16 protein-coding genes are annotated in these 22,209 nt (G+C 35.4%); 13 read left to right on the top strand and 3 right to left on the bottom strand.

Features of this window, described 5'->3' with window-relative positions; genetic code table 11:
• Positions 1–636: 636 nt before the first annotated feature.
• Positions 637–1,653: an LLM class flavin-dependent oxidoreductase gene (locus FND99_RS12615; protein WP_144338322.1), complete on the bottom strand. Its 1,017-nt coding sequence runs from the start codon at positions 1,651–1,653 to the stop codon at positions 637–639.
• A 95-nt stretch (positions 1,654–1,748) separates the two neighbouring features.
• Positions 1,749–2,960 carry a polysaccharide deacetylase family protein gene (locus tag FND99_RS12620; RefSeq protein WP_144338323.1) on the bottom strand — a complete coding sequence of 404 codons (1,212 nt, stop codon included), beginning with the start codon at positions 2,958–2,960 and terminating at the stop codon, positions 1,749–1,751.
• A gap of 167 nt (positions 2,961–3,127) precedes the next feature.
• Between FND99_RS12620 and FND99_RS12625 the strand changes: the two genes are divergently transcribed.
• From FND99_RS12625 to FND99_RS12665, 9 genes are all read left to right on the top strand, one after another.
• The gene (locus FND99_RS12625) at positions 3,128–4,477 is read left to right on the top strand and encodes a sigma-54-dependent transcriptional regulator (RefSeq protein ID WP_144338324.1); all 1,350 of its coding nucleotides are present in this window, start codon (positions 3,128–3,130) and stop codon (positions 4,475–4,477) included.
• 326 nt (positions 4,478–4,803) lie between these two features.
• Positions 4,804–5,085: a DUF7674 family protein gene (locus FND99_RS12630; protein ID WP_144338325.1), complete on the top strand. Its 282-nt coding sequence runs from the start codon at positions 4,804–4,806 to the stop codon at positions 5,083–5,085.
• Positions 5,086–5,272: 187 nt separating this feature from the next.
• On the top strand, positions 5,273–5,350 hold the full coding sequence (gene kdpF, locus FND99_RS12635) for a K(+)-transporting ATPase subunit F (RefSeq protein ID WP_073099479.1): 78 nt from the start codon (positions 5,273–5,275) through the stop codon (positions 5,348–5,350).
• Positions 5,351–5,455: 105 nt separating this feature from the next.
• Positions 5,456–7,177, top strand: coding sequence for a potassium-transporting ATPase subunit KdpA (gene kdpA, locus FND99_RS12640; protein ID WP_144338326.1), 1,722 nt, complete (start codon positions 5,456–5,458; stop codon positions 7,175–7,177).
• A gap of 209 nt (positions 7,178–7,386) precedes the next feature.
• Positions 7,387–9,474 (top strand): potassium-transporting ATPase subunit KdpB, encoded by a 2,088-nt coding sequence (gene kdpB / locus FND99_RS12645; RefSeq protein WP_144338327.1) that lies wholly within the window; start codon positions 7,387–7,389, stop codon positions 9,472–9,474.
• Positions 9,475–9,611: 137 nt separating this feature from the next.
• A complete protein-coding gene (locus tag FND99_RS12650; protein ID WP_144338328.1) occupies positions 9,612–10,163 on the top strand; it encodes a K(+)-transporting ATPase subunit C in 552 nt (183 codons plus the stop codon).
• A 365-nt stretch (positions 10,164–10,528) separates the two neighbouring features.
• Positions 10,529–11,620 carry a porin gene (locus FND99_RS12655; protein ID WP_144338329.1) on the top strand — a complete coding sequence of 364 codons (1,092 nt, stop codon included), beginning with the start codon at positions 10,529–10,531 and terminating at the stop codon, positions 11,618–11,620.
• A gap of 90 nt (positions 11,621–11,710) precedes the next feature.
• On the top strand, positions 11,711–12,835 hold the full coding sequence (locus FND99_RS12660; protein ID WP_144338330.1) for a sensor protein KdpD: 1,125 nt from the start codon (positions 11,711–11,713) through the stop codon (positions 12,833–12,835).
• 76 nt (positions 12,836–12,911) lie between these two features.
• Complete coding sequence (locus tag FND99_RS12665) at positions 12,912–14,630, top strand: ATP-binding protein (RefSeq protein ID WP_144338331.1); 1,719 nt, start codon at positions 12,912–12,914, stop codon at positions 14,628–14,630.
• Between the two features lie 252 nt (positions 14,631–14,882).
• On the opposite strand, the gene FND99_RS12670 is transcribed toward FND99_RS12665, so the two are convergent.
• Positions 14,883–15,656 carry an XRE family transcriptional regulator gene (locus tag FND99_RS12670; RefSeq protein ID WP_144338332.1) on the bottom strand — a complete coding sequence of 258 codons (774 nt, stop codon included), beginning with the start codon at positions 15,654–15,656 and terminating at the stop codon, positions 14,883–14,885.
• 87 nt (positions 15,657–15,743) lie between these two features.
• On the opposite strand from FND99_RS12670, the gene dinB reads away from it, so the two are divergent.
• The 4 genes from dinB (at position 15,744) to FND99_RS12690 (ending at position 22,123) form a co-directional block, all read left to right on the top strand.
• Positions 15,744–16,925 carry a DNA polymerase IV gene (gene dinB / locus FND99_RS12675; protein WP_144338333.1) on the top strand — a complete coding sequence of 394 codons (1,182 nt, stop codon included), beginning with the start codon at positions 15,744–15,746 and terminating at the stop codon, positions 16,923–16,925.
• On the top strand, positions 16,925–19,978 hold the full coding sequence (locus FND99_RS12680; RefSeq protein WP_144338334.1) for a DNA polymerase III subunit alpha: 3,054 nt from the start codon (positions 16,925–16,927) through the stop codon (positions 19,976–19,978). The genes dinB and FND99_RS12680 overlap by 1 nt, the downstream gene beginning before the upstream one ends.
• A 108-nt stretch (positions 19,979–20,086) precedes the next feature.
• Positions 20,087–21,466 carry an exonuclease domain-containing protein gene (locus tag FND99_RS12685; protein WP_144338335.1) on the top strand — a complete coding sequence of 460 codons (1,380 nt, stop codon included), beginning with the start codon at positions 20,087–20,089 and terminating at the stop codon, positions 21,464–21,466.
• Positions 21,467–21,496: 30 nt separating this feature from the next.
• Positions 21,497–22,123, top strand: coding sequence for an alpha-ketoglutarate-dependent dioxygenase AlkB family protein (locus tag FND99_RS12690; protein ID WP_144338336.1), 627 nt, complete (start codon positions 21,497–21,499; stop codon positions 22,121–22,123).
• Positions 22,124–22,209: the final 86 nt, after the last annotated feature.

Consider the following 22,209-nt stretch of genomic DNA (forward strand, 5'->3'; position numbering starts at 1 on the left):
GCCAGTATTTCGATGAACGCCTTCGCTGTTGCGGGTGCAAAAGTAGAACCTTTATTCAGTTATACAAGACTTTTTCGCCTCTTTTTTTCTTCTTTTTTCAATCTTTTTCCTAACTCGCTGGAAACCGTTTCTTTACATTTTAAACTTTTTTGAAAACTTGTGGGGTTTTTCTGAATCAAGGCGCGGATTATTTGTTTGGCGCCCTCTTTTGTTCCCCTATTTTGACGGATCTTCACTTCTTCAGGCCAGTTTCTGAGGAGAAAACAAACTTCAAAACTTTCCTTTCCGCCGATATTGATCACGCAGAGTCGCAGAGGCGCCAAGTTTTTCTTCTAGAAACTGGTTTCCTAGCCCCGATAGAAGCGAAAATCCTTTTTGTGCCGGGGTTCGCCGCAAAAAGATTACTTCGTCAGTTCGCTATCGCTCGTGTGAAGCGGATAGCGGGAAACAGCTCCCTGACAAAACGAATACTATTATATATTAGGTATGATTTGTGTTGCGCATAAGACGCACTTCTACGAAAATTGGGATGGCAAAAATACTTATACCTAATATATGTATAAAAAATAAACCCGACAGGTTTTAAAAACCTGTCGGGTTGTGTGAATGAAATCTACTCTTATATATTATGTATACTTATATATGTATACTTTCGTTCAAATTATCTATTACTTCTTTTGTGATTTGAATGTTTTTTAATTTTGCCTGATGATCAAAAATAGGACTTGTTACCATTAGTTCATTAATGTTAGCATAATTGATAAACTTTTTTAGATCTGTAATCAATTGTTCTTTGTTTCCTGTAAAGGTTCCTGCTGTCATTTGATTTACATGATAACGTTCTGCTTCATTCATAATATCGTCAAGCGATGTAACCGGTGGCTGTAAACCTTTACGATCATTCCTAATTAAGTTTAAAAACATTTGGTACAAACTTGTGGACAATAATTCGGCTTCTTCATTTGTATCAGCTGCTATTACATTTACACATGCCATTGTTTTGGGCTTCTCTAAAAACTCCGAAGACTGAAAATTTTCACGATAGAATTCAAATGCTTGAATCATCAGTTTTGGAGCAAAATGTCCAGCGAATGCATAAGGCAAGCCATAAGCTGCAGCTAAAGCTGCGCTTTCCATACTTGAGCCCAAAATCCAAATTGGCACGCTGAGACCTTCCGCCGGAAATGCGCGAACTTTTCCTGTAACATTTTCAGATGAAAAATACTCTTGGAGTTTACTTACATTTTGAGGAAATCGCTGCGCTTGCTCAAAAAAATCTTTTCTGATTGCTTCGGCAGTTGGCTGATCTGTTCCTGGCGCTCTTCCTAAACCTAAGTCAATTCTGTTTGGATAAAGTGTTTCTAATGTCCCAAATTGTTCCGCTACAACTAAAGGAGAATGATTTGGAAGCATGATTCCGCCTGAGCCTACACGAATATTCTCGGTCTGACTTGCGACATATCCAATCAAAACCACAGTTGCTGTACTTGCAACATGTGCCATATTATGATGCTCTGCGAGCCAAATTCGTTTGTATCCGAGTTTATCTGCTAATTGCGCAATGTCTTTTGTTTTTTGAAATGTCTCTGATGCGTTGCTGTCTTGCGTAATAATTGCAAGCTCTAATATTGAAACTGAAATTGGGTTTTTCATATAAAATAATGCTAAGGTGCAAAATTAACTCATTTATATTGATGCCCTTTGCTTTCTAATGTTAATAGAATTATAATATTTGTAGCTACAAATGTTTATTCTTTTAATTTCAAATGAATTAGTTTATGGTTTGTTTTACCATCATCTTTTATAATTAGATCTTTGCCAGATTCTATTTCGAATTTAGAAGAAGTGTCAATCGCTAAAGTAATTTCGCGATATCTAAATACTTCAGGGATTTCAGGAATTATGATTTTCACTTCTACATCTTTTCCTTTTTGTTTATAATCAATTTTTACTCGGTCTCTTAGCCAAATATATTCATAAACTTCCTGCCACGGCGCCATCCAAATTGAATCGTTTCCTTTTACACCATATTTATCAGCAAGTGCTGTCATATAATATTTGAAATCTGGAAAACGCATACTTAAGTTCCACAAATTTGTATTTCCCGTTCCGTGCGTGAATTCATTAAACCAAACTGGATTTGGCTGTTTTACGATAGAATCCAATGTTTTTAAATAACGATCCATTGTTTTAAAACTAGTTGTATCTTTTGAACTCTGCACAAAAGTTCTTGCCGTAATAATTTTGTCTAAATTCATTTTTGAATCAACTTTAAAAACTGGGCCAACACCATAATAAGACGCGACCGAAAAATGTCCATTATTAAGTGCATCTTTTTCATATTCCAAATAATACTTTTCATCGCCTTCTCCTCCCGGAACTACAAAATGTGACATTGTAAAACCAAGATTCTGTTTTATGGAAGTTGTATTTTCGGTTACTTCTGTCAAATAATTTGTGCCGTGTTTTGTTGCATGATGAAAACCATGATTCAAAATATCCCAGCCAGCCTTATACATTTCTTTGATTTCCGACCATGCAAGATGTCCGCGGTTTGCTGGCAAATCACGAATTGAACCTCCGTTAACTGCCAAAGCCAATTTAAATGGGATTTTATTTCCGAATCCGTCTGAATAAAAAAGACCATTTGAAGTTGTTCCGTCTCCGCCTTGATCAATTTTCCATTCGTTTTTATCTGGATTACTGATTTTTCCTCCATTCAATAATGGAAAAGCCGTCAAATAAGCTGATCGATATCCATCATCTAGAGTAAAACTATAAGCAAAATGTTTGTTGTACTTTAAAGGAGCAACTTTAATCTGGACTTTCTCTTCCGATTTTAATTTAATTTTAAATGAAATCGTTTTTGATTTTGAAGAATCTTTTTCGGTTACTTCATTTGAAAAGCAAGTAAAATATCCGAAGAACAGTATACCGATAAGAAGAATGCGTTTTAACATAAATAATATGGATTCAAATTTTGCTTAAAAGTACATTTCTTTTTGAGAAAAATATTTTAAAACCAAATTACTCTTTGAAAATAATTTCCTCTAAATCAAAAAAGGAAAGTGATTTTAAACCTAAATTTGTACATCAAAATACCCATTCGGGTTTAGCTTATCTGCAAATGACACACAAAATTTTAATTATAGACGACGAAGAAAAACTGAGAAGTCTGCTGGCGCGTATTATAAAATCGGAAGGATTTGAAGTTTTTGAAGCCAAAGATTTGAAATCGGGTTTTAAGAAACTGGAGCAAACTGAAATTGATGTCGTTTTGTGCGATGTGAAACTGCCTGACGGAAATGGCGTTGATTTTCTTCAAAATATAAAAGGAAGTTTTCCTCTGACAGAAGTTATTCTGCTGACCGCTTTTGGAAATATTCCTGACGGCGTTCAGGCAATGAAAAACGGTGCTTTCGATTATATTGTAAAAGGTGATGATAATGATAAAATTATTCCGCTTCTTTATAAAGCTGTTGAAAAAGTACAATTGCAGAAAAAAGTTCAACAGCTTGAAAAACGAATCAATGATAAATATTCTTTCAATACCATTATTGGAAAATCAAAAGGAATTGAACAAGTAATTGACCTTGCACAAAAAGTTGCCAAAACCAATTCGACTGTTTTATTGACCGGCGAAACCGGAACCGGAAAAGAAGTTTTTGCACAAGCGATTCATGAAAACAGTAGTCGTGCAGGAAAATCATTTGTCGCATTAAACTGCAGTACTTTCACAAAAGAAATTTTAGAAAGCGAACTTTTCGGTCATAAACAAGGCGCTTTTACGGGAGCTGTAAAAGATAAAAAAGGTTTTATTGAAGAAGCTAACGGAGGCACTTTATTTCTTGATGAAATTGGGGAAATGCCAATTGATCTTCAAGCAAAATTATTGCGGGTCTTAGAAACTTCTGAATATATTCCGGTTGGAGATACGACTCCTAAAAAATCAAATTTTAGATTAATTGCCGCTACAAACCGAGATCTAAAAACAGAAAGCGACGAACATCGTTTCCGTTCTGATTTGTATTTTCGTTTGAATATCTTCGAAATAAAACTGCCTTCTTTAAGAGAAAGAATCAAAGATATTGCAGTTTTGACAAATCATTTCGTAAAACAGTTTTCTGAAAAAACGAATAAAAAAACATTACATATCTCTGATGATTTTCTACAGAAATTAGAAATTTATTCTTGGCCGGGAAATATCCGCGAACTTAAAAATATTATCGAAAGATCGGTTATTTTGAGTAATGGCGATACTTTAACTTCAGATGTTCTACCATATGAAATGCAACATCAAGCTGAAAAAAGTACCAAATCAATGTCCGCTTTCTCCATGCAGAGTGTTGAAAAACTGCATATTCAAAAGGTTTTAAATTATACAAAAGGAAATAAAGCTGAAACGGCACGATTATTAGAAATTGGGATTGCGACTTTGTATAGAAAGCTGGAAGAGTACAATATCCAATCGCAGTGATTATTTAAACACATAGAAACATAGAATTAAAATCTTAAATTTTGAGATGCTTTAAGAAAACTAGTTTTTCACATAGCTATGCGTTTTATTTTTAATGAAATGCCTTTCAACATATTTTAACTATGTTTCTATGTGTTTAGAAAAAATCAACACAATTCAACAAACCTTATCATTTCAATAAAAGCTTATCATTTTGATAGGCTTTTTTTATGCCTAATTTTTGGCACACAACTCCATTCCTTTTATTCACAACACTTTAAACTCAACTTGACATTTTCGGAACATATTTTGGCATAAGAAGAGAGAACATTAAAAATTCATTCCAAATGAAAAATCAAGTAACCTCAATCTACAAACAAGCCGAACGGTTTGCTGAGATAACCAAAAAATCTATTATTTCTGGGAACATCGTTCGTGCAAAAAAATGCCTTGCACTTGCTGAACGCTTATTTGTAACCGGAAGCATCGAAACTAAAAATGCCATTTCTAATGTATATGTTTTTTCAGTTTCTTCTTTTATGGAAATGCGTCACTGCAATATTTCACATCTATTTCCTCAAACGCTTAAAGCAGAATATATCAAGCAAGTTAATGCTTCGGGAGTCTAATGTGAAATGTTGTTTGTGAAATGTAAGATGTATTTCTCACTTTTCACAAATCACATTTTTACTTCTCACACTTCACAAATCTAAAATCTAAAATAATATTATGATCACTTTTCTTTTACTTGGACTGGCCGTTGTGCTGTTTGCCATTTGCTTTCTCTCTGTTGAATTTTTTGAAAAAATCTAAATCATGACTGCACTATTTATTATTTCAATCGCCGTTTTCGTGTATTTGATTTATGTACTAATCAAACCCGAAAAATTTTAATAATGTAAAAAGTTATAAGTGAGATGTTAGATGTTATGCGCTAATTCCATTTTACAAATCACATCTCACTTTTTACAATTCACATTTTACAAAAACTTACATATTATGAACACAGAATTATTAGGCGTCATTGGTATTTTTATCCTAACCATTGTTTTAGCGATTCCATTAGGAAAATATATTGCTAAAGTTTATTTGGGAGATAAAACACTTTTTGACCCGATTTTCAATCCAATTGAAAAACTCATCTTTAAAATAAGCGGTATTAATTCGGCTGAAGAAATGAACTGGAAGCAACACTTAAAAGCACTTTTGAGTATAAACATGGTTTGGTTCTTTCTTTGCTTTTTTGTCTTATTGTTTCAGGCTTCTTTGCCTTTAAATCCAGATAATAATCCGTCCATGACGCCAGATTTGGCATTTAATACTGCAATTTCATTTATCGTAAACTGTAATTTACAGCATTATTCGGGAGAAAGCGGGGTTTCCTATCTTTCACAAATCGTCTTGATGTTTCTTCAATTTGTTTCTGCTGGTATCGGAATGGCGGCTGCCGCTATGATTTTTACAGCAATGAAAGAAAGAACTACAGAAAAGTTGGGCAATTTCTACAATTATTTCATCAAAAGCTGTACTCGTATATTATTGCCGCTTTCAGCGATTGTAGCTGTTGCACTAGTATTTAGCGGAACTCCAATGACTTTTGAAGGAAAAGATGCTATTACAACGTTGCAAGGGGATCATGTAGAAGTTTCTCGCGGACCAGCCGCAGCCTTTATTGCCATTAAGCATATTGGTACAAATGGTGGTGGATTTTTTGGAGCCAACTCAGCGCATCCATTAGAAAACCCAACTTATTTTACGAATGGAATTGAACTTTGGGCGCAAATGATTATTCCGTTTGCGATGATTTTTGCTCTTGGATTTTACCTCAACAAAAGAAAATTATCGAATATCATTTTTGGCGTAATGACGGTTGGATTTTTACTCTTGGTTGTTCCGACAGTTATGAGTGAAATCAACGGAAATCCTGCCATCGAAAAAATGGGTATCGCACAAGCAACCGGAGCGATGGAAGGAAAAGAAGTTCGGTTTGGACCCGCAATATCAGGTTTCTGGAGTATTGCCACAACGGTAATTTCTACAGGTTCTGTAAACAGTATGCACGATAGTTCGATGCCGATGTGTGGCGCTATGCAACTACTATCTATGATGGTAAATGCCTTTTATGGCGGATGCGGCGTTGGTATTCTAAACTATTACATTTTCATTATTCTGGCTGTATTTATCTCTGGTTTAATGGTCGGCCGAACTCCCGAGTTTTTAGGTAAGAAAATCGAAGCTCGGGAAGTTAAAATTGCCGCTTTTATCGCGATTCTTCATCCTTTATTAATATTAGCCGGAACTGCTTTAGCATCTTATTTTGCTGCACATGATACTGCAATGGGTTATTGGTTTAACGGAAATGCAACAGGCTGGTTAAATAATCCTGGCAACCACGGATTCTCAGAAATGTTATATGAATACACTTCAAGCGCTGCCAACAACGGTTCTGGTTTTGAAGGATTAGGAGATAATAATCCGTTCTGGAATATCACTACAGGAATTGTATTACTGTTAAGCCGTTTTATTCCAATCACTGGTCCATTGGCAATTGCAGGTTTACTGGCAGGTAAAAAATACATTCCAGAGAGTGCTGGGACTTTGAAAACCGATACCTCAATTTTCGGAATTATGACTTTTGCTGTAATCGCAATTATCGCTGCTTTATCATTCTTCCCAGCATTGGCTTTAGGTCCGTTGGCAGAATTCTTTACTTTAAAATAACAATTCATTTTTCAATGCTGAAAATATTTTAAACACATAGAAACATAGTCTTTTCTTTATCTAAAAAAGAAAATCAAAAGAAACTAGTTTCTAACACATAGTCCCGAAGTCTCGGGATGTATTGATGCAAGTGAAACGTCTTTTTCTCAAAGTAGAACCTATGCTTCTATGTGTTTAAAAACTATTCAGCCAATTAAACAACAAAAAAAATGACAACTAATAAATCCACATCATTGTTTGAAAGTAAACAGGTAAAAGAAGCCTTAGTGCAGTCTTTTGTCAAGCTTAATCCAAAAATGATGATCAAAAATCCGGTAATGTTTACCGTAGAAATTGGAACAGCCATTATGTTTGCTGTTTGCGTTTCTATATTAATGGGAGCAACAGACCAAGGTAGTTTTACTTATAACCTAATTGTATTTTTAATTTTACTGGCGACGCTTTTATTTGCCAATTTCGCCGAAGCAATTGCCGAAGCAAGAGGAAAAGCACAAGCCGACAGTTTAAGAAAAACTAGAGAGGAAACTCCTGCGAAACTTGTGAAAAGTGAAAAGTCAAATGTAACAGGTCAGCCTGATACATTTCACATTTTACATATTTCATCTTCACAATTAAAAAAGGACGATATTTTCGTTTGTGAAGCCGGTGATTTAATTGCTGCCGATGGTGAAATTATCGAAGGTCTGGCTACAATCGACGAAAGTGCCATAACCGGCGAAAGTGCTCCTGTAATTCGGGAAGCAGGCGGAGATAAATCATCTGTAACCGGAGGAACAAAAGTATTATCTGATAAAATTAAAGTAAAAGTAACTTCTGAACCTGGCGAAAGCTTTTTAGATAAAATGATTGCTTTGGTTGAAGGTGCAAGCCGTCAGAAAACACCAAACGAAATTGCCTTAACCATTTTATTAGCCGCCTTTACTTTAATTTTCGTGATTGTGTGCGTTACGCTAAAACCCTTTGCCGACTATGCAAACGCACCCATCACGATCGCGGCTTTCATTGCTTTGTTTGTGTGTTTGATTCCAACTACAATTGGAGGATTGCTTTCTGCGATTGGTATTGCTGGAATGGACAGAGCTTTACGAGCTAACGTAATTACAAAATCGGGTAAAGCGGTTGAAACTGCTGGAGATATTGATGTATTACTTTTGGATAAAACCGGAACCATTACTATTGGAAACAGAAAAGCAACCAATTTTTATCCAACAAAAGGAATTTCTTTTGATGATTTCGTTAAATCGGCTGTTTTGAGTTCGCTTGCTGATGATACTCCGGAAGGAAAAAGTATTCTAGAACTAGGTAAGATGTTAGATGTAAATAATAAAATGCAATCAGACATTTCACTTCTTACAGAAAACATTTCACACAATATAAAATTTACTGCAGAAACCAGAACTTCTGGAGTCGTATTAAAAGATGGAACCAACATTAGAAAAGGCGCACAAGATGCTGCAAAAAATATTGCGCAACAAGCCGGAAATTCTTTCCCTGAAGATACTGCGCAACAAGTCATTACAATTTCTTCTAACGGAGGAACACCATTAGTAGTAATCAAAAACAATGAAATTCAAGGAGTTATCGAACTTCAGGATATTATAAAAACCGGAATGAAAGAACGTTTTGAGCGCCTACGCAGAATGGGAATCAAAACGGTAATGGTTACCGGTGATAATCCGCTTACGGCCAAATTTATTGCCGAAGCTGCTGGTGTTGATGATTTTATTGCCGAGGCTAAACCTGAGGATAAAATGAAGTACATCAGAAAAGAACAAGCCGAAGGACGTTTAGTAGCCATGATGGGTGACGGAACAAATGATGCTCCTGCCCTTGCCCAAGCCAATGTCGGGGTTGCGATGAACAGCGGAACTCAAGCAGCAAAAGAAGCCGGCAACATGGTCGATCTTGACAATGATCCAACGAAACTAATTGAGATTGTTGAAATTGGAAAACAGCTTTTAATGACTCGAGGTACTTTAACTACTTTTTCTATTGCAAATGACGTTGCGAAATATTTTGCTATTGTTCCTGCTCTTTTTATTACTGCGATTCCTGCGTTGCAAGGTTTAAATATCATGCATTTGCACAGTCCTGAAAGTGCGATTTTATCAGCGGTAATTTTCAATGCGATTATCATTCCGATATTGATTCCGCTTGCGTTGAAAGGAGTTGATTACCGACCAATTGGAGCTAGTGCCATCTTAAAAAGAAACCTTTTGATTTATGGTTTAGGTGGATTAATTGTCCCTTTTATTGGAATCAAATTGATTGACGTGATTGTTGCACTCTTCATGTAAAAATTAAACCTGACAGGTTTTTAAAACCTGTCAGGTTTACAAAAACTCAAATTAAAAACATAGACTTTAGATTCCTTAAGCTTCTAAGAAAAAAACTTAGAACCTTAGCATCTTAGAGTCTTAGAATCTCAAAAGAAATGAAAAATCTATTTTCTATAATAAAACTTACTGCGGTTACCTTAATCTTATTCGCAGTTATTTATCCTTTAGCGATTTATGGAATCGCACAATTGGCTCCAAATCAAGGAAAAGGAGAAACTATTTTGGTTAACGGGAAAGTCGTTGGTTACCAAAAAATTGGTCAGAAATTCGATAAGTCGAATTATTTCTGGGGAAGACCATCAGCTGTTGATTATAACGCGGCGGGAAGTGCCGGAAGCAACAAAGGCCCAAGCAACCCTGATTATTTGGCTTTGGTTCAAAAAAGAATTGATACACTTTTATTGGTGCATCCGTACTTGAAAAAATCTGATATCCCGTCAGATATGGTTACGGCTTCTGGAAGTGGTTTAGATCCGAATATTTCTCCGCAAGGGGCACTGATTCAGGTGAAACGAATTGCTAAAGAAAGAAAATTGGACGAAGCTAAAGTAAAAGCCTTGGTGGAATCTAAAATTAATACTGCTATTGTTGGTCCTGAAACTGTGAATGTTTTGGAATTGAATGTGGCTTTGGATCAGCTTCGCTAGAAAAGGTTCTGAGGTTCTGAGTCGCTAAGGTTCTAAGGTTTTTCTATGCGCATTCTTGTCATTTCGACGAAGGAGAAATCTTCGTTAGTAGCTCGACAAAGATTGGCGATTAACTGTGCGGAGTTTCTAGTGTGATTTCTCCTTCGTCGAAATGACAAACTAAACGATAAAAACTAATCTTAAAATTAAATACCTACAAGGTTTTGAAAACCTTGTAGGAAACAAAAACGCCTTTTTTACCCCAAATGCCCTAGCCCCGATAGAAACGAAAATCCTTTTGTTTGGGGGTTCCAAACAAAAGATTGTAGTGGATAGCGGGATTAGCTCCTAAAAAAATCTACTAATAAATAATAGAATACCACAAAATGAAAAAAATAATACTTACTGCTTTAATCGTTTTTGGTTTTAGCAATTTACACGCACAGTCAGCATCTAAAAGTCCGTTGACATTTTCGGGATATGTGGACGCTTATTATAGTTATGATTTCGGGAAACCGGAAAATCATACTCGGCCGAACTTTTTTTACAGTTATAATAAAAGCAACGAGGTAAACCTGAATTTAGGAATGGCAAAAGTGAATTATTCGAAAGAAAATATTCGGGGAAATTTTGCCTTGATGGCGGGAACTTATGCCGAGTATAATATGTCTGCCGAACAAGGTTTATTGAAAAATGTTTACGAAGCGAATATTGGTGTAAAGATTTCGAAAAACCATAATTTATGGATTGATGCGGGAATTATGCCTTCGCATATTGGTTTTGAAAGCGCAATTGGAAAAGATTGTCAGACTTTAACGAGAAGTATTTTGGCTGAAAATTCTCCTTATTATGAAACGGGAATTAAAATTGGTTATACATCTGAATCTGGAGAATGGTATTTAGCCGGAATGTACTTGAATGGCTGGCAGAGAATCGAGAAAGTAGAAGGAAATCAAACGCCTGCTTTTGGAACTCAGGTTACATACAAACCATCTGATCGGGTCGCTTTGAACTGGAGTACTTATGTTGGAAATGAACAGCCGGATATTGATAAAAAATGGCGTTATTTCAACAACTTTTACGGACAGTTTAAAGTAACGGAAAAGACAAATATTACTGCTGGTTTTGATATTGGATCTCAGCAATCGGCTAAAGGAAGTGATAAATATGATACTTGGTTTTCGCCCGTTTTGATTCTGCAATACAAACCAGTTGATAAAATTCAGCTTGCAGTGAGAGGTGAATATTATAGTGATGAAAAAGGTGTAATTATCCCGATAGCTATCGGGACTGAAACGCCAAATGGTTTTAAAACTTATGGATTTTCGGCTAACTTTGATTACCTAGTTACTGATAATGTTATGTTTAGAATTGAAGCTAGAAATCTTTCGAGTAAAGACGAAATCTTCACCAATAAAGAAAATCTTCCAACGGATACGAATACGTTTGTAACGACTTCGCTGGCGATTTCTTTCTAGGCTAGTGAAATGTTTTTTGTAAAATGTAAGATGTACTAAACATTACGCAAAACATTTTACATTTTACAGATAACATCTTACCCAATAAATATGAAAAACGAAAATAATAACGCACAACACTTTCTCGATTTAATTCAGAAATCACGAAAGGGAAAGTTTAAAATCTACATTGGTATGAGCGCCGGTGTGGGCAAGACTTTTCGTATGCTTCAGGAAGCGCATTCGTTATTGAAAAACGGAATCGATGTCAAAATTGGCTACATCGAAACGCACATGCGAAAAGAAACGCATGAATTATTAGCGGGTTTGCCTATAATTCCGAGACGGACTATTTTCTATAAAGGAAAAGAACTGGAAGAATTGGATGTTCAGGCGATTATCAACCTTCGTCCAGAAGTGGTTATTGTGGATGAATTAGCGCACACGAACGTTGAAGGAAGCAAAAATGAAAAACGCTGGCAGGATGTTTTAGAGATTCTGGAAGCTGGAATTAATGTAATTTCGGCTGTCAATATTCAGCATATCGAGAGTTTAAATGAAGATGTAAAACGGATTACCAACATTGATGTTCAGGAACGTATTCCAGACAATGTTTTGCGATTGGCAGATGAAGTCGTGAATATCGACTTAACATCTGAAGATTTGATTGCACGTTTGAAAGAAGGAAAAATTTATACTCCGGATAAGATTCAGAAGGCTTTGACGAACTTTTTTAAATCGGAACAGATTTTACAACTTCGGGAATTGGCTTTGAAAGAAGTAGCGAGTCAGGTCGTTCGAAAAGTTGAAAATGAAGTTCCGAATCTTCATGCTTTACGACATGAAAAACTGTTGGCCTGCATTAGCAGTAATGATAAAACGGCTAAAATTGTGATTAGAAAAACAGCAAGACTTTCCAGTTATTATAACGGATTGTGGTATGTTTTATATGTGGAAACTCCGCAGGAAAGCAGTAATAAAATTGCTTTAGACAAACAAAGGCATTTAATTAATAACTTTAAACTCGCTGTGCAATTAGGTGCAGAAGTTATTAAACTGGAAAACAATAATATTACCGATGCAATTTTGGCGACTGTTGAAGAAAAACAAATTACAACTGTGTGTATTGGGAAACCACATTTTAATTTGTTTAAAGTAATTTTGTCTACAACAATTTTTAGGCGTTTGCTAAACAAACTGTCTTTATCAAATGTTGATCTTGTGATATTATCGTAAAATGTTTTATGTGAGATGTAAAATGTTGTTTTTCATTTCACATTTTACAAACAACATTTCACACAAAAAATAAAATATGAGAATTAAAACCAAATTGAATCTGGGAGTTGGATTATTATTTTTACTAATAATAATACTCACATTGGTGAGTGCCTTTTATATTTTTTCTATAAAAAAAGACACTGAAAATATTCTGAAAGCGAATTATAATACGCTTGAATATTCACGAAATATGCTTTTGTCTTTAGACGAAATTAATACTAATAGAGATAATGCAATTGTTGTTTTTAAAGACAATCTTCAGAAACAAACGCAAAATGTTACCGAAGTTGGAGAGAAAAAAGGAACTGATAATCTAAAGAAAAACTTTGCGTTTTTAGAAAAAAACAGCTCAGATGAATCTTTGAAAACACAAATCAGGCAAGACATTTTTACAATCATGAAACTCAACATGAATGCCATAAAGCAAAAAAGCGATATTGCCAAACATACCGCCGAAACGGCCAATTTATGGATTGCTATTGTGGGAACTTTATGTTTTTTGATTGCTTTTAATTTGTTAGTTAATCTGCCCAATAATATTGCCAATCCTATAAAAGAATTAACGCTGAGTATTAAGGAAATTGCCAATAAAAACTATTCAGAACGTGTTCATTTTACGAGTCATAGCGAATTTGGAGATTTAGCCAAATCGTTTAATACAATGGCGCAGAAACTTCAGGAATATAATGATAGTAATTTGTATAAATTATTCTTCGAAAAGAAACGACTGGAAACTTTAATCAATAATATGCACGATCCTATTATTGGTCTAGATCATGAAGGAATTGTTTTGTTTGCCAATGATGAAGCGTTGAAAATTATTGGTTTGAAATTAGAAGATGTCATTGGGAAATCGGCTTCTACTCTAGCCTTGTCGAATGATTTGATTCGTTCTTTGATTTTGAAAGATGATTCAGATTCTCCTAAAAAACAACCGCTCAAAATTTATGCGCACGGAAAAGAAAGTTATTTCGAAAAAGAAATTCTGAATATTACGATAATTCCAACAGGCGAAGAAAAAGAAATCAATATTGGTGATGTTATTATTCTGAGAAATATTACGCTTTTTAAAGAACTGGATTTTGCCAAAACCAATTTTATCGCAACCGTTTCGCACGAATTAAAAACGCCAATTGCATCTATAAAGTTGAGTTTGAAATTGCTTGAAAATGAGAAAACAGGCAACATGAACGACGATCAAAAACAATTGGTCGAAAGTATAAAAGAGGACAGTCAGCGCTTATTGAAAATTACAGGTGAATTACTCAATTTATCTCAATTGGAAACCGGAAATATTCAGCTGAATATCGAAAAAAGCAATCCGCACAAAATTGTAAATTATGCAGTTGAAGCCGTAAAAGTTCAGGCGGAACAAAAACAAATAAAGCTGGTGATTGATGCTGATGAAAATCTGGAAGATGTAAAAGCCGACAGCGAAAAAACAGGCTGGGTTTTGATTAATTATTTATCGAATGCCATTCGATATTCTTCTGAAAAAAGTATCATTTTTATCAAATTAAAAAAAGAAAATAACCAAATCGTATTTCAAGTTATCGACACCGGAAAAGGAATCGACACGAGATATAAAGACAAAGTTTTTGATAAATATTTTCAGGTTCCGGGAAGTCAGAAATCTGGAACAGGATTGGGTTTAGCAATCAGCAAAGAATTTATTGAAGCCCAAAATGGAAATGTTGGCGTTGAAAGTAATTTAGGGTTGGGAAGTACATTTTGGTTTTCGTTGAAAGTGTAATTTTTTTTTTGCCACAAAGACGCTAAGACACTAATTTTTTTTTTAGCCACAGATTCCACAGATTAAAAGGATTATTTTACTACTTTGTATAGTTTGTTTGCCACGAATTGCACAAATTTTCACGAATTATGTTGATTATATTTTGAATAAAAAATTAGTGAAAATTTGTGCAATTCGTGGCGAAAAAAAATAATCCTTTTAATCTGTGACCCGAGCGATAGCGAACAGGCGTAGCAAATCTGTGGCTATAAACTAAGCATTCGAAGTATTATTCTTAATCTCTCGAACTTCTCTTTTCAATTCTAAAAGTAAATCTTTCATCTCTCCAGTTTCCGTCGTTTCTTGTTTTTTGTCTGAGCGGCCGATATTGCATTCGTATTCCCAAATTTCCAAAATATCAGAAGCCTTCACTTCATAATTCGGATAAAAACTATTATCTGATTCTAAAACCAAAGCGTTCTTTTTGTTTTTATTGAGACGTTTATAAACCATTCCTTCATTTTTAGTAATCAGAATATAGGTTTTTCCATCCATCACCTCTCCTAGTTTTTCTACGTAACGACCAATAATAATAGAACCATCTTCGTGTGGAGGCATTGAATCGCCTTCAACAGGAAATCCTCGGTGTTTTCCTGGTCCTAAAAAAGGAAGTGTAATCTGCTGTAAACTTTCGATATATTCTGGATCAGCATATCCGTTTAGATAACCGGCTTTTGCTTTTTGAGAGACAATTTCAATAAAATTTTCTCCAAAACTATCCACTTGAATGGGTAAAATAAGTCGGTTGCCTTCTAATTTTATCAAATTTTGCACATCAATTTTGCGGATATCGACAGATAAAATCAAGTCAATACTCATATGAAAATATAATGCAATCTTCTTTAAAATGTCATACGGAGCTTCCGAAGTTCCATCTTCGTATTTCACGTATCTTCCTCTTGTAATGCTCAGGTTTTCAGCTAATTTTTCTTGTGATATTTTATGCTTAACCCTCAATGCTCTGATGTTATCTGAAAATAAGGACATAATTAATTTGTTATAATTTGGAACAGCAAATATACAAAAAATGTTATTATCTGTACTAATTTTGTTCCATACAAAAACAAAGGAAAAATGGCAAGGGCAATTGTACATATGGATTTGGATACCTTTTTTGTATCCTGCGAAAGACGCACTAATTCTGAACTCAACGGGATTCCACTTATTATAGGCGGAGGCGACCGTGGTGTTGTGGCATCTTGCTCATATGAAGCCCGTAAATTTGGAGTCCGTTCTGCGATGCCTATTCGTATGGCTTTGAAACTTTGCCCCGACGCTAAAGTCATGAAAGGCGATATGGAATTGTATTCGCATCTTTCTCATGATGTTACTGAAATTCTTCAGGAAAAAGCGCCTGTTTTAGAAAAAGCAAGCATCGATGAATTTTATATGGATATTACCGGAATGGACAAATTTCATGGCAGTTATAAATGGACAAACGAACTGGCACAAAAGGTGATTAAAGAAACCGGATTGCCTATCAGTTTTTCATTATCCATCAATAAAACCGTTTCTAAAATTGCAACTGGCGAAGGGAAACCAGTTGGAAATCTTCAAATTCCGGAACAAGAAGTACAAGACTTTTTAAATCCGCTTTCGATTCAGAAAATTCCAATGGTTGGAGCAGTTACTTTTCAGCTTTTGTCTCGAATTGGTGTTCGAAAAATTCAGACTTTAGCCGAAATGCCTGCCGAAGTTTTACAGCAAATGATTGGCAAAAATGGTTTGGAACTTTGGAAAAAAGCACACGGAATTGACAACACGCCTGTTGAGCCTTATACAGAAAGAAAATCAATTTCGACCGAAACTACTTTTTCGCAAGACACTATTGATATTGCAAAACTGAAAAGAATATTATTAGGAATGGTCGAAAAACTGGCTTTTCAGCTTCGCGAAGAACAATGGCTAACCTCAACGGTAACGGTCAAAATACGTTATGCCAATTTTGATACCGAAACCAAACAATGTCGCGTGGCTTATACCTCAGCCGATCATATTCTGACCAAAAATGTAATGGAACTTTTTGAGAAAGTATATCAGCGTCGTATGCGTCTTCGCTTGATTGGCGTTCGCTTCAGCGGACTCGTGCGCGGAATGTACCAAATTGATCTTTTTGAAGATACTCAGGAAATGCTATCTCTTTATGAAGCGATGGATAAAATGAAAAAACGCTACGGTTTTGATGCCGTAATGCGCTGTGCCGGAGCTCATTTTAAACCGAATACTAAAGACGAAATTTTAAAACGCAAAAAATAATGTATCTCAATTGTCATTCCTACCACTCTCTGCGTTACGGCACAATTCCGCTTAAGGAATTGGTTGACGAAGCTGTTTTGTGCGGTATAAAAACAATGGCATTGACGGATATTAATACCGTTACCGGAATTTACGATTTTATAAAAGCTTGCCAAGAAAAAGGAATCAAACCTTTAGTGGGAATGGAATTTCGATGCAATCATCAATTCCGATATATTGGTTTAGCGCAAAATGCCGAAGGTTTGGCAGAAATGAATGCTTTTTTAACTGAACACAATTTTAGCGGAAAAACTTTGCCTTTAATCGCACCCAAATTTAAATCGGTTTTTGTGATTTATAGTTTAGAAAATGCTCCAAAAGTTCTTCGAAAAAATGAACTTATCGGCATTCGTCCCGAAGAAGTTTCGAGGCTTTTTACATCTGAACATAAAAATAAAATTTCGCAGATGGTGGTTTTGCAGCCTGTAACTTTTAGAACCAAAACAGAATACAATCTGCATAAAATTCTTCGGGCAATTGACACCAATATTATTTTATCTAAACTTACAGAATCTGATTATTGCAAAGTTTCTGATGTAATGCAAACAGAAGAATCTCTTTTGCCTTTTTATGAAAAATACCCTGAAATTGTATCGAATACAAAGTACATCATTGACCAATGTAATTTTCAATATGATTTTTCCATTAAAAGAAATAAAAAATTCTTTACCGGAAGTCGTGGAGGAGATTTAAAAAAATTAACAGAATTAGCCGAAAAAGGTTTTGAATGGCGTTACCAAAAAGAAAACACAATTGCTAAAAAACGTGTAGAAAAAGAGTTAAAAGTTATTGACGAATTAGAATTTAGCGGTTACTTTTTAATCACATGGGATATTGTTCAATACAGCAACAGTCAAGGATTTATGCACATTGGTCGCGGAAGTGGCGCCAACAGCATTATCGCCTATTGCCTCGGAATTACAGATATTTGTCCAATTGAACTCGATTTGTATTTTGAACGTTTTTTAAACCTCAACCGAAAAACGCCGCCTGATTTTGATATCGATTGGAGCTGGCAGGAGCGCGATGTAATCTTGAAATACATATTCGAAAAATATGGCAGAGATCATGTTGCTTTTTGCGGTACGAATGTCGAATTTAAATACCGATCTATTTTTAGGGAAGTCGGAAAAGTTTTTGGTCTTCCAAAAGAAGAATTGGATATGCTGGCTAAAAATCCGATGGCTTTGCATGAAACCAACAAGATCGTAAAAATGGTTCAGCAATACGGGATGCTGCTCGAAAAATACCCAAATCAGCGCAGTATGCACGCCTGCGGAATTATTATTTCTGAAGAACCAATTACGAATTACACACCACTGGAAATGCCTCCAAAAGGGTTTCCAATCGTGCTTTTTGATATGCATATTGCCGAAGAAATTGGTTTTGACAAATTCGACATTCTGAGTCAGCGAGGCATTGGACATATTGACGACAGCGTAAAACTAATTGCCAAAAACCGCGGAATAAAAGTGGACATTCGCAACACTTCTATTTCTAAAGATGAAGCTATTTGCAATTCTTATTTAGCAAAAGGACATACTATTGGCTGTTTTTATATCGAAAGCCCTGCCATGCGCGGTTTATTACGCCGACTGAATTGCGATAATTATAAAATTCTCGTCGCAGCTTCGTCCATCATTCGTCCCGGAGTGGCACAATCTGGAATGATGAAAGAGTATATTTTCCGTCATAACAATCCAAATCAGTTCGAATATTTTCATGATGTTTTCAGAGAACAGCTTGGTGAAACTTATGGCATTATGGTCTATCAGGAAGATGTCATTAAAATCGCTCTGCATTATGGCGGACTTCCTGCTGCAGACGGAGACATCTTACGTCGCGCCATGTCTGGAAAAGGACGATCGCTGGAAGCTTTGAAGAAAGTAAAAGATAATTTCTTTGTCTGCTGTGCTCAAAAGGGTCATCCCGTTGAATTAAGTCAGGAAATTTATCGTCAGATCGAATCTTTCGCAGGATATTCTTTCTGCAAGGCACACTCAGCTTCTTATGCGGTGGAGAGTTACCAGAGTTTATATCTGAAAGTAAATTATCCTGTTGAATTCATGACAGCGGTAATCAACAATCAGGGCGGATTTTACAGAACCGAGGTTTACGTACACGAAGCACGAATGTCTGGCGGAACGATACATAATCCGTGTGTGAATAAAAGCGAATATCAAACTACTTTATATGGTACCGATATTTATCTTGGTTTTATGCACATTCAGAGTTTGGAATCGAAAATTGCACATTTAATTGAAGAAGATCGAAATAAAAATGGCGAATATCTTTCTTTGGAAGATTTCATCAATCGAATTCCAATAGGGATTGAAGGCGTTAAAACCCTAATTTTCATGGGTGCTTTTCGTTTTACGGGAAAAACTAAAAATCAGCTTTTGGTTATTGCGAGTCTGCTTTTAAACAATTTTAAACCTGAAAACAGAAATCTGAAACTTTTGCAGGAGCCTGTTAAAGAATACAAACTGCCAACATTGGAACGTTCTGTTTTTGAAGATGCTTTTGACGAAATTGAATTGTTGAGTTTTCCTGTTTCATGTAGTGTTTTTGATATTCTGCAAACCAAATATCGAGGTGATGTAATGGCGCGAGATTTAGTAAAATATCACAAAAAACAGGTTCGAATGCTGGCGTATTTGATTTCCAGAAAACACGTCCCGACAAAAAAAGGAACAATGTATTTTGGAACTTGGATCGATCATGAAGGCACTTATTTTGATACAGCACATTTTCCGGATAGTTTAGAAAAATATCCTTTTCAGGGCGGAGGCTGTTATTTATTGTTAGGAAATGTCGAAGTCGATTATCATTTTCCGACCATCACGATTATCAAAATGGCAAAAATGCCTTTTATTCCAGATCCCCGTTACATGGATTCTAAAGATCAATACAAAACACAAAATCAAATTAAAGAAGATATAAGCCTTACGCACAGAAAACCTTATCCATCGGAACATGAAATTAATTTGCCGAGACATAGAATGAAGTTTTAGTGTTCAGTCTCAGTTTTTAGTGTTCAGGTAAATACTGAGACTGAAAACTAAATTCTGAACACTGAACACTAAAAAAAATAACTAAAGAAGAATTTACGTTATATAAAGATGAAAAATCAGGAATATGCCATAGTCGATATTGAAACCACAGGCGGAAATGCCAGTGGCAGCCGCATTACCGAAATTGCGATCATTATTCATAACGGCAAAAACATAATTGACCGTTATGAAACGCTTGTAAATCCAGAGAAAGAAATCCCGCTTTCTATTTTTGGATTAACTGGAATTAATAATGAAATGGTCGCCGATGCACCTATTTTTGACGATATTTCAGAGAAAGTATTAGAAATGCTTACCGATCGGATTTTTGTTGCACATAATGTCAACTTCGATTATTCTTTTGTACGTCATCAGCTTGAACAGGCAGGATTTAAATGGACAGCGAGAAAACTATGTACCGTTCGCGCAGCAAGAAAAATTAAACCAGGACTAGCATCCTACAGCTTAGGAAAACTTTGCCATTCGCTAAATATACCTTTAGAGAATCAACATCGGGCTGGCGGAGATGCAGATGCAACCGCAATCTTATTTTCTCAATTACTGGATTGCGACGATGAAGGCCAGATCGCAAAAATGGTCAAGATGACTTCACAAGATCAGCGTTTACCACCTAACCTGCCTCCTGAAGATTTTAATAATTTACCCGAAAAACCAGGTGTATATTATTTTTATAATGAGGTAAAAAAAGTGATTTATGTTGGGAAAGCAATCAACTTAAAAAAACGCGTAGCTTCTCATTTTAGCGGTCATAAAATCAATCCGCAAAGGCAACATTTTTTAAGAGATATTCACGGAATTTCCTTTGAAGTCTGTGCTACCGAATTAATGGCACTTTTGTTAGAATGTATTGAAATAAAACAGCTTTGGCCGACTTACAACAGAGCTTTAAAACGTTTTGAAGCAAAATTCGGCATTTATCAATATGAAGCACGAAACGGATATAAATATCTGGCTGTTGGCAAACTAAGTAAATTTCAAACTTGTATTCATGAATTCAATAGTTTGTACAACGCTATAAATTTACTCCGAGATTTGTCTGAACAATTTAAGATCGATCAAAGATTCTGCAAATATTCCAGACCAGAGGAAGGAGAACTTCCGCAAAATAATGATCTAAAAAACTTGCCTGAGGCCACATTTCATAATGAACAAGTCGACAATGCAATTGATTTTTTATTACGCAACAGGCCAACTTTTGCGATTATAGACAAAGGAAGATCTAAAGAGGAACGCAGTTGTATTTGGATAGAAAACGGTCATTTTTATGGAATGGGATATATTCCATCGGATATTTCGATTCATGATCCAGAAGAAGTAAAAAATTATGTCACGGCATATAAAAGCAATCAATACATGGTGCAATTGATTTTTGCTTACGCAGAAAAATATCCTGGAAAAGTATTCTTTAAAAAACACTTCTTACAATAAATTAAAAATAGAGCTGTAAAAAATTAAGTTATGACACTATTTAACGACACCGAATTATTTACTGCGGGTTTGGGAGGAAAAAAAGTATTTGACATTCCTGACTCTGAATTAATATTGATCGATAATTTCTTTACAAAAGAAGAATCTGATCGTTTTTATGAAAGAATACTTCGCAAGACGAAATGGAGAGAATATGAAATGGAAATTTATGACAAAACCTATACTGTTCCCCGAATGATTTCTTGGTATGAAGATAAAGACAATCCTGGAGCAGATCCAAAAGGACCTAACTGGACTTATGACTTATTGACTATTCGAGGCCGTGTGGAAAAAGAAACACAGGTTGATTTTAACAGCCTTCTTTTAAATTTATACCGAAATGGAAATGACGGAGTAGGCTGGCACAGCGACAAAGAGCATAATTCGGGGCCAAATCCTATTATTGCTTCGGTGACTTTTGGCGAAACTAGAATGTTTAGGCTTCGTCATAAATACAGCAAGGAAATTCCGCAAGTTGAAATTCCGCTGCATCACGGTTCTTTTTTATTGATGGCTGGAACGACTAATAGTTTTTGGCAGCATCAAGTTCCGAAAACGACTCGGGATGTTTTGCCAAGGATCAATCTTACCTTTAGAAGAACCAATCGAAAACTTTGATTTTTATTGATTTGAATGATTATAAAAACTTTTTTTAATCGAAAAAACCGTAAGATATTACTTCTTTAAAAAGTTAAAACACACAC

Origin of the sequence: Flavobacterium daemonense (genome assembly GCF_007341385.1) — a bacterium.
In the GTDB taxonomy this organism is placed as follows: Bacteria; Bacteroidota; Bacteroidia; order Flavobacteriales; family Flavobacteriaceae; genus Flavobacterium; species Flavobacterium daemonense.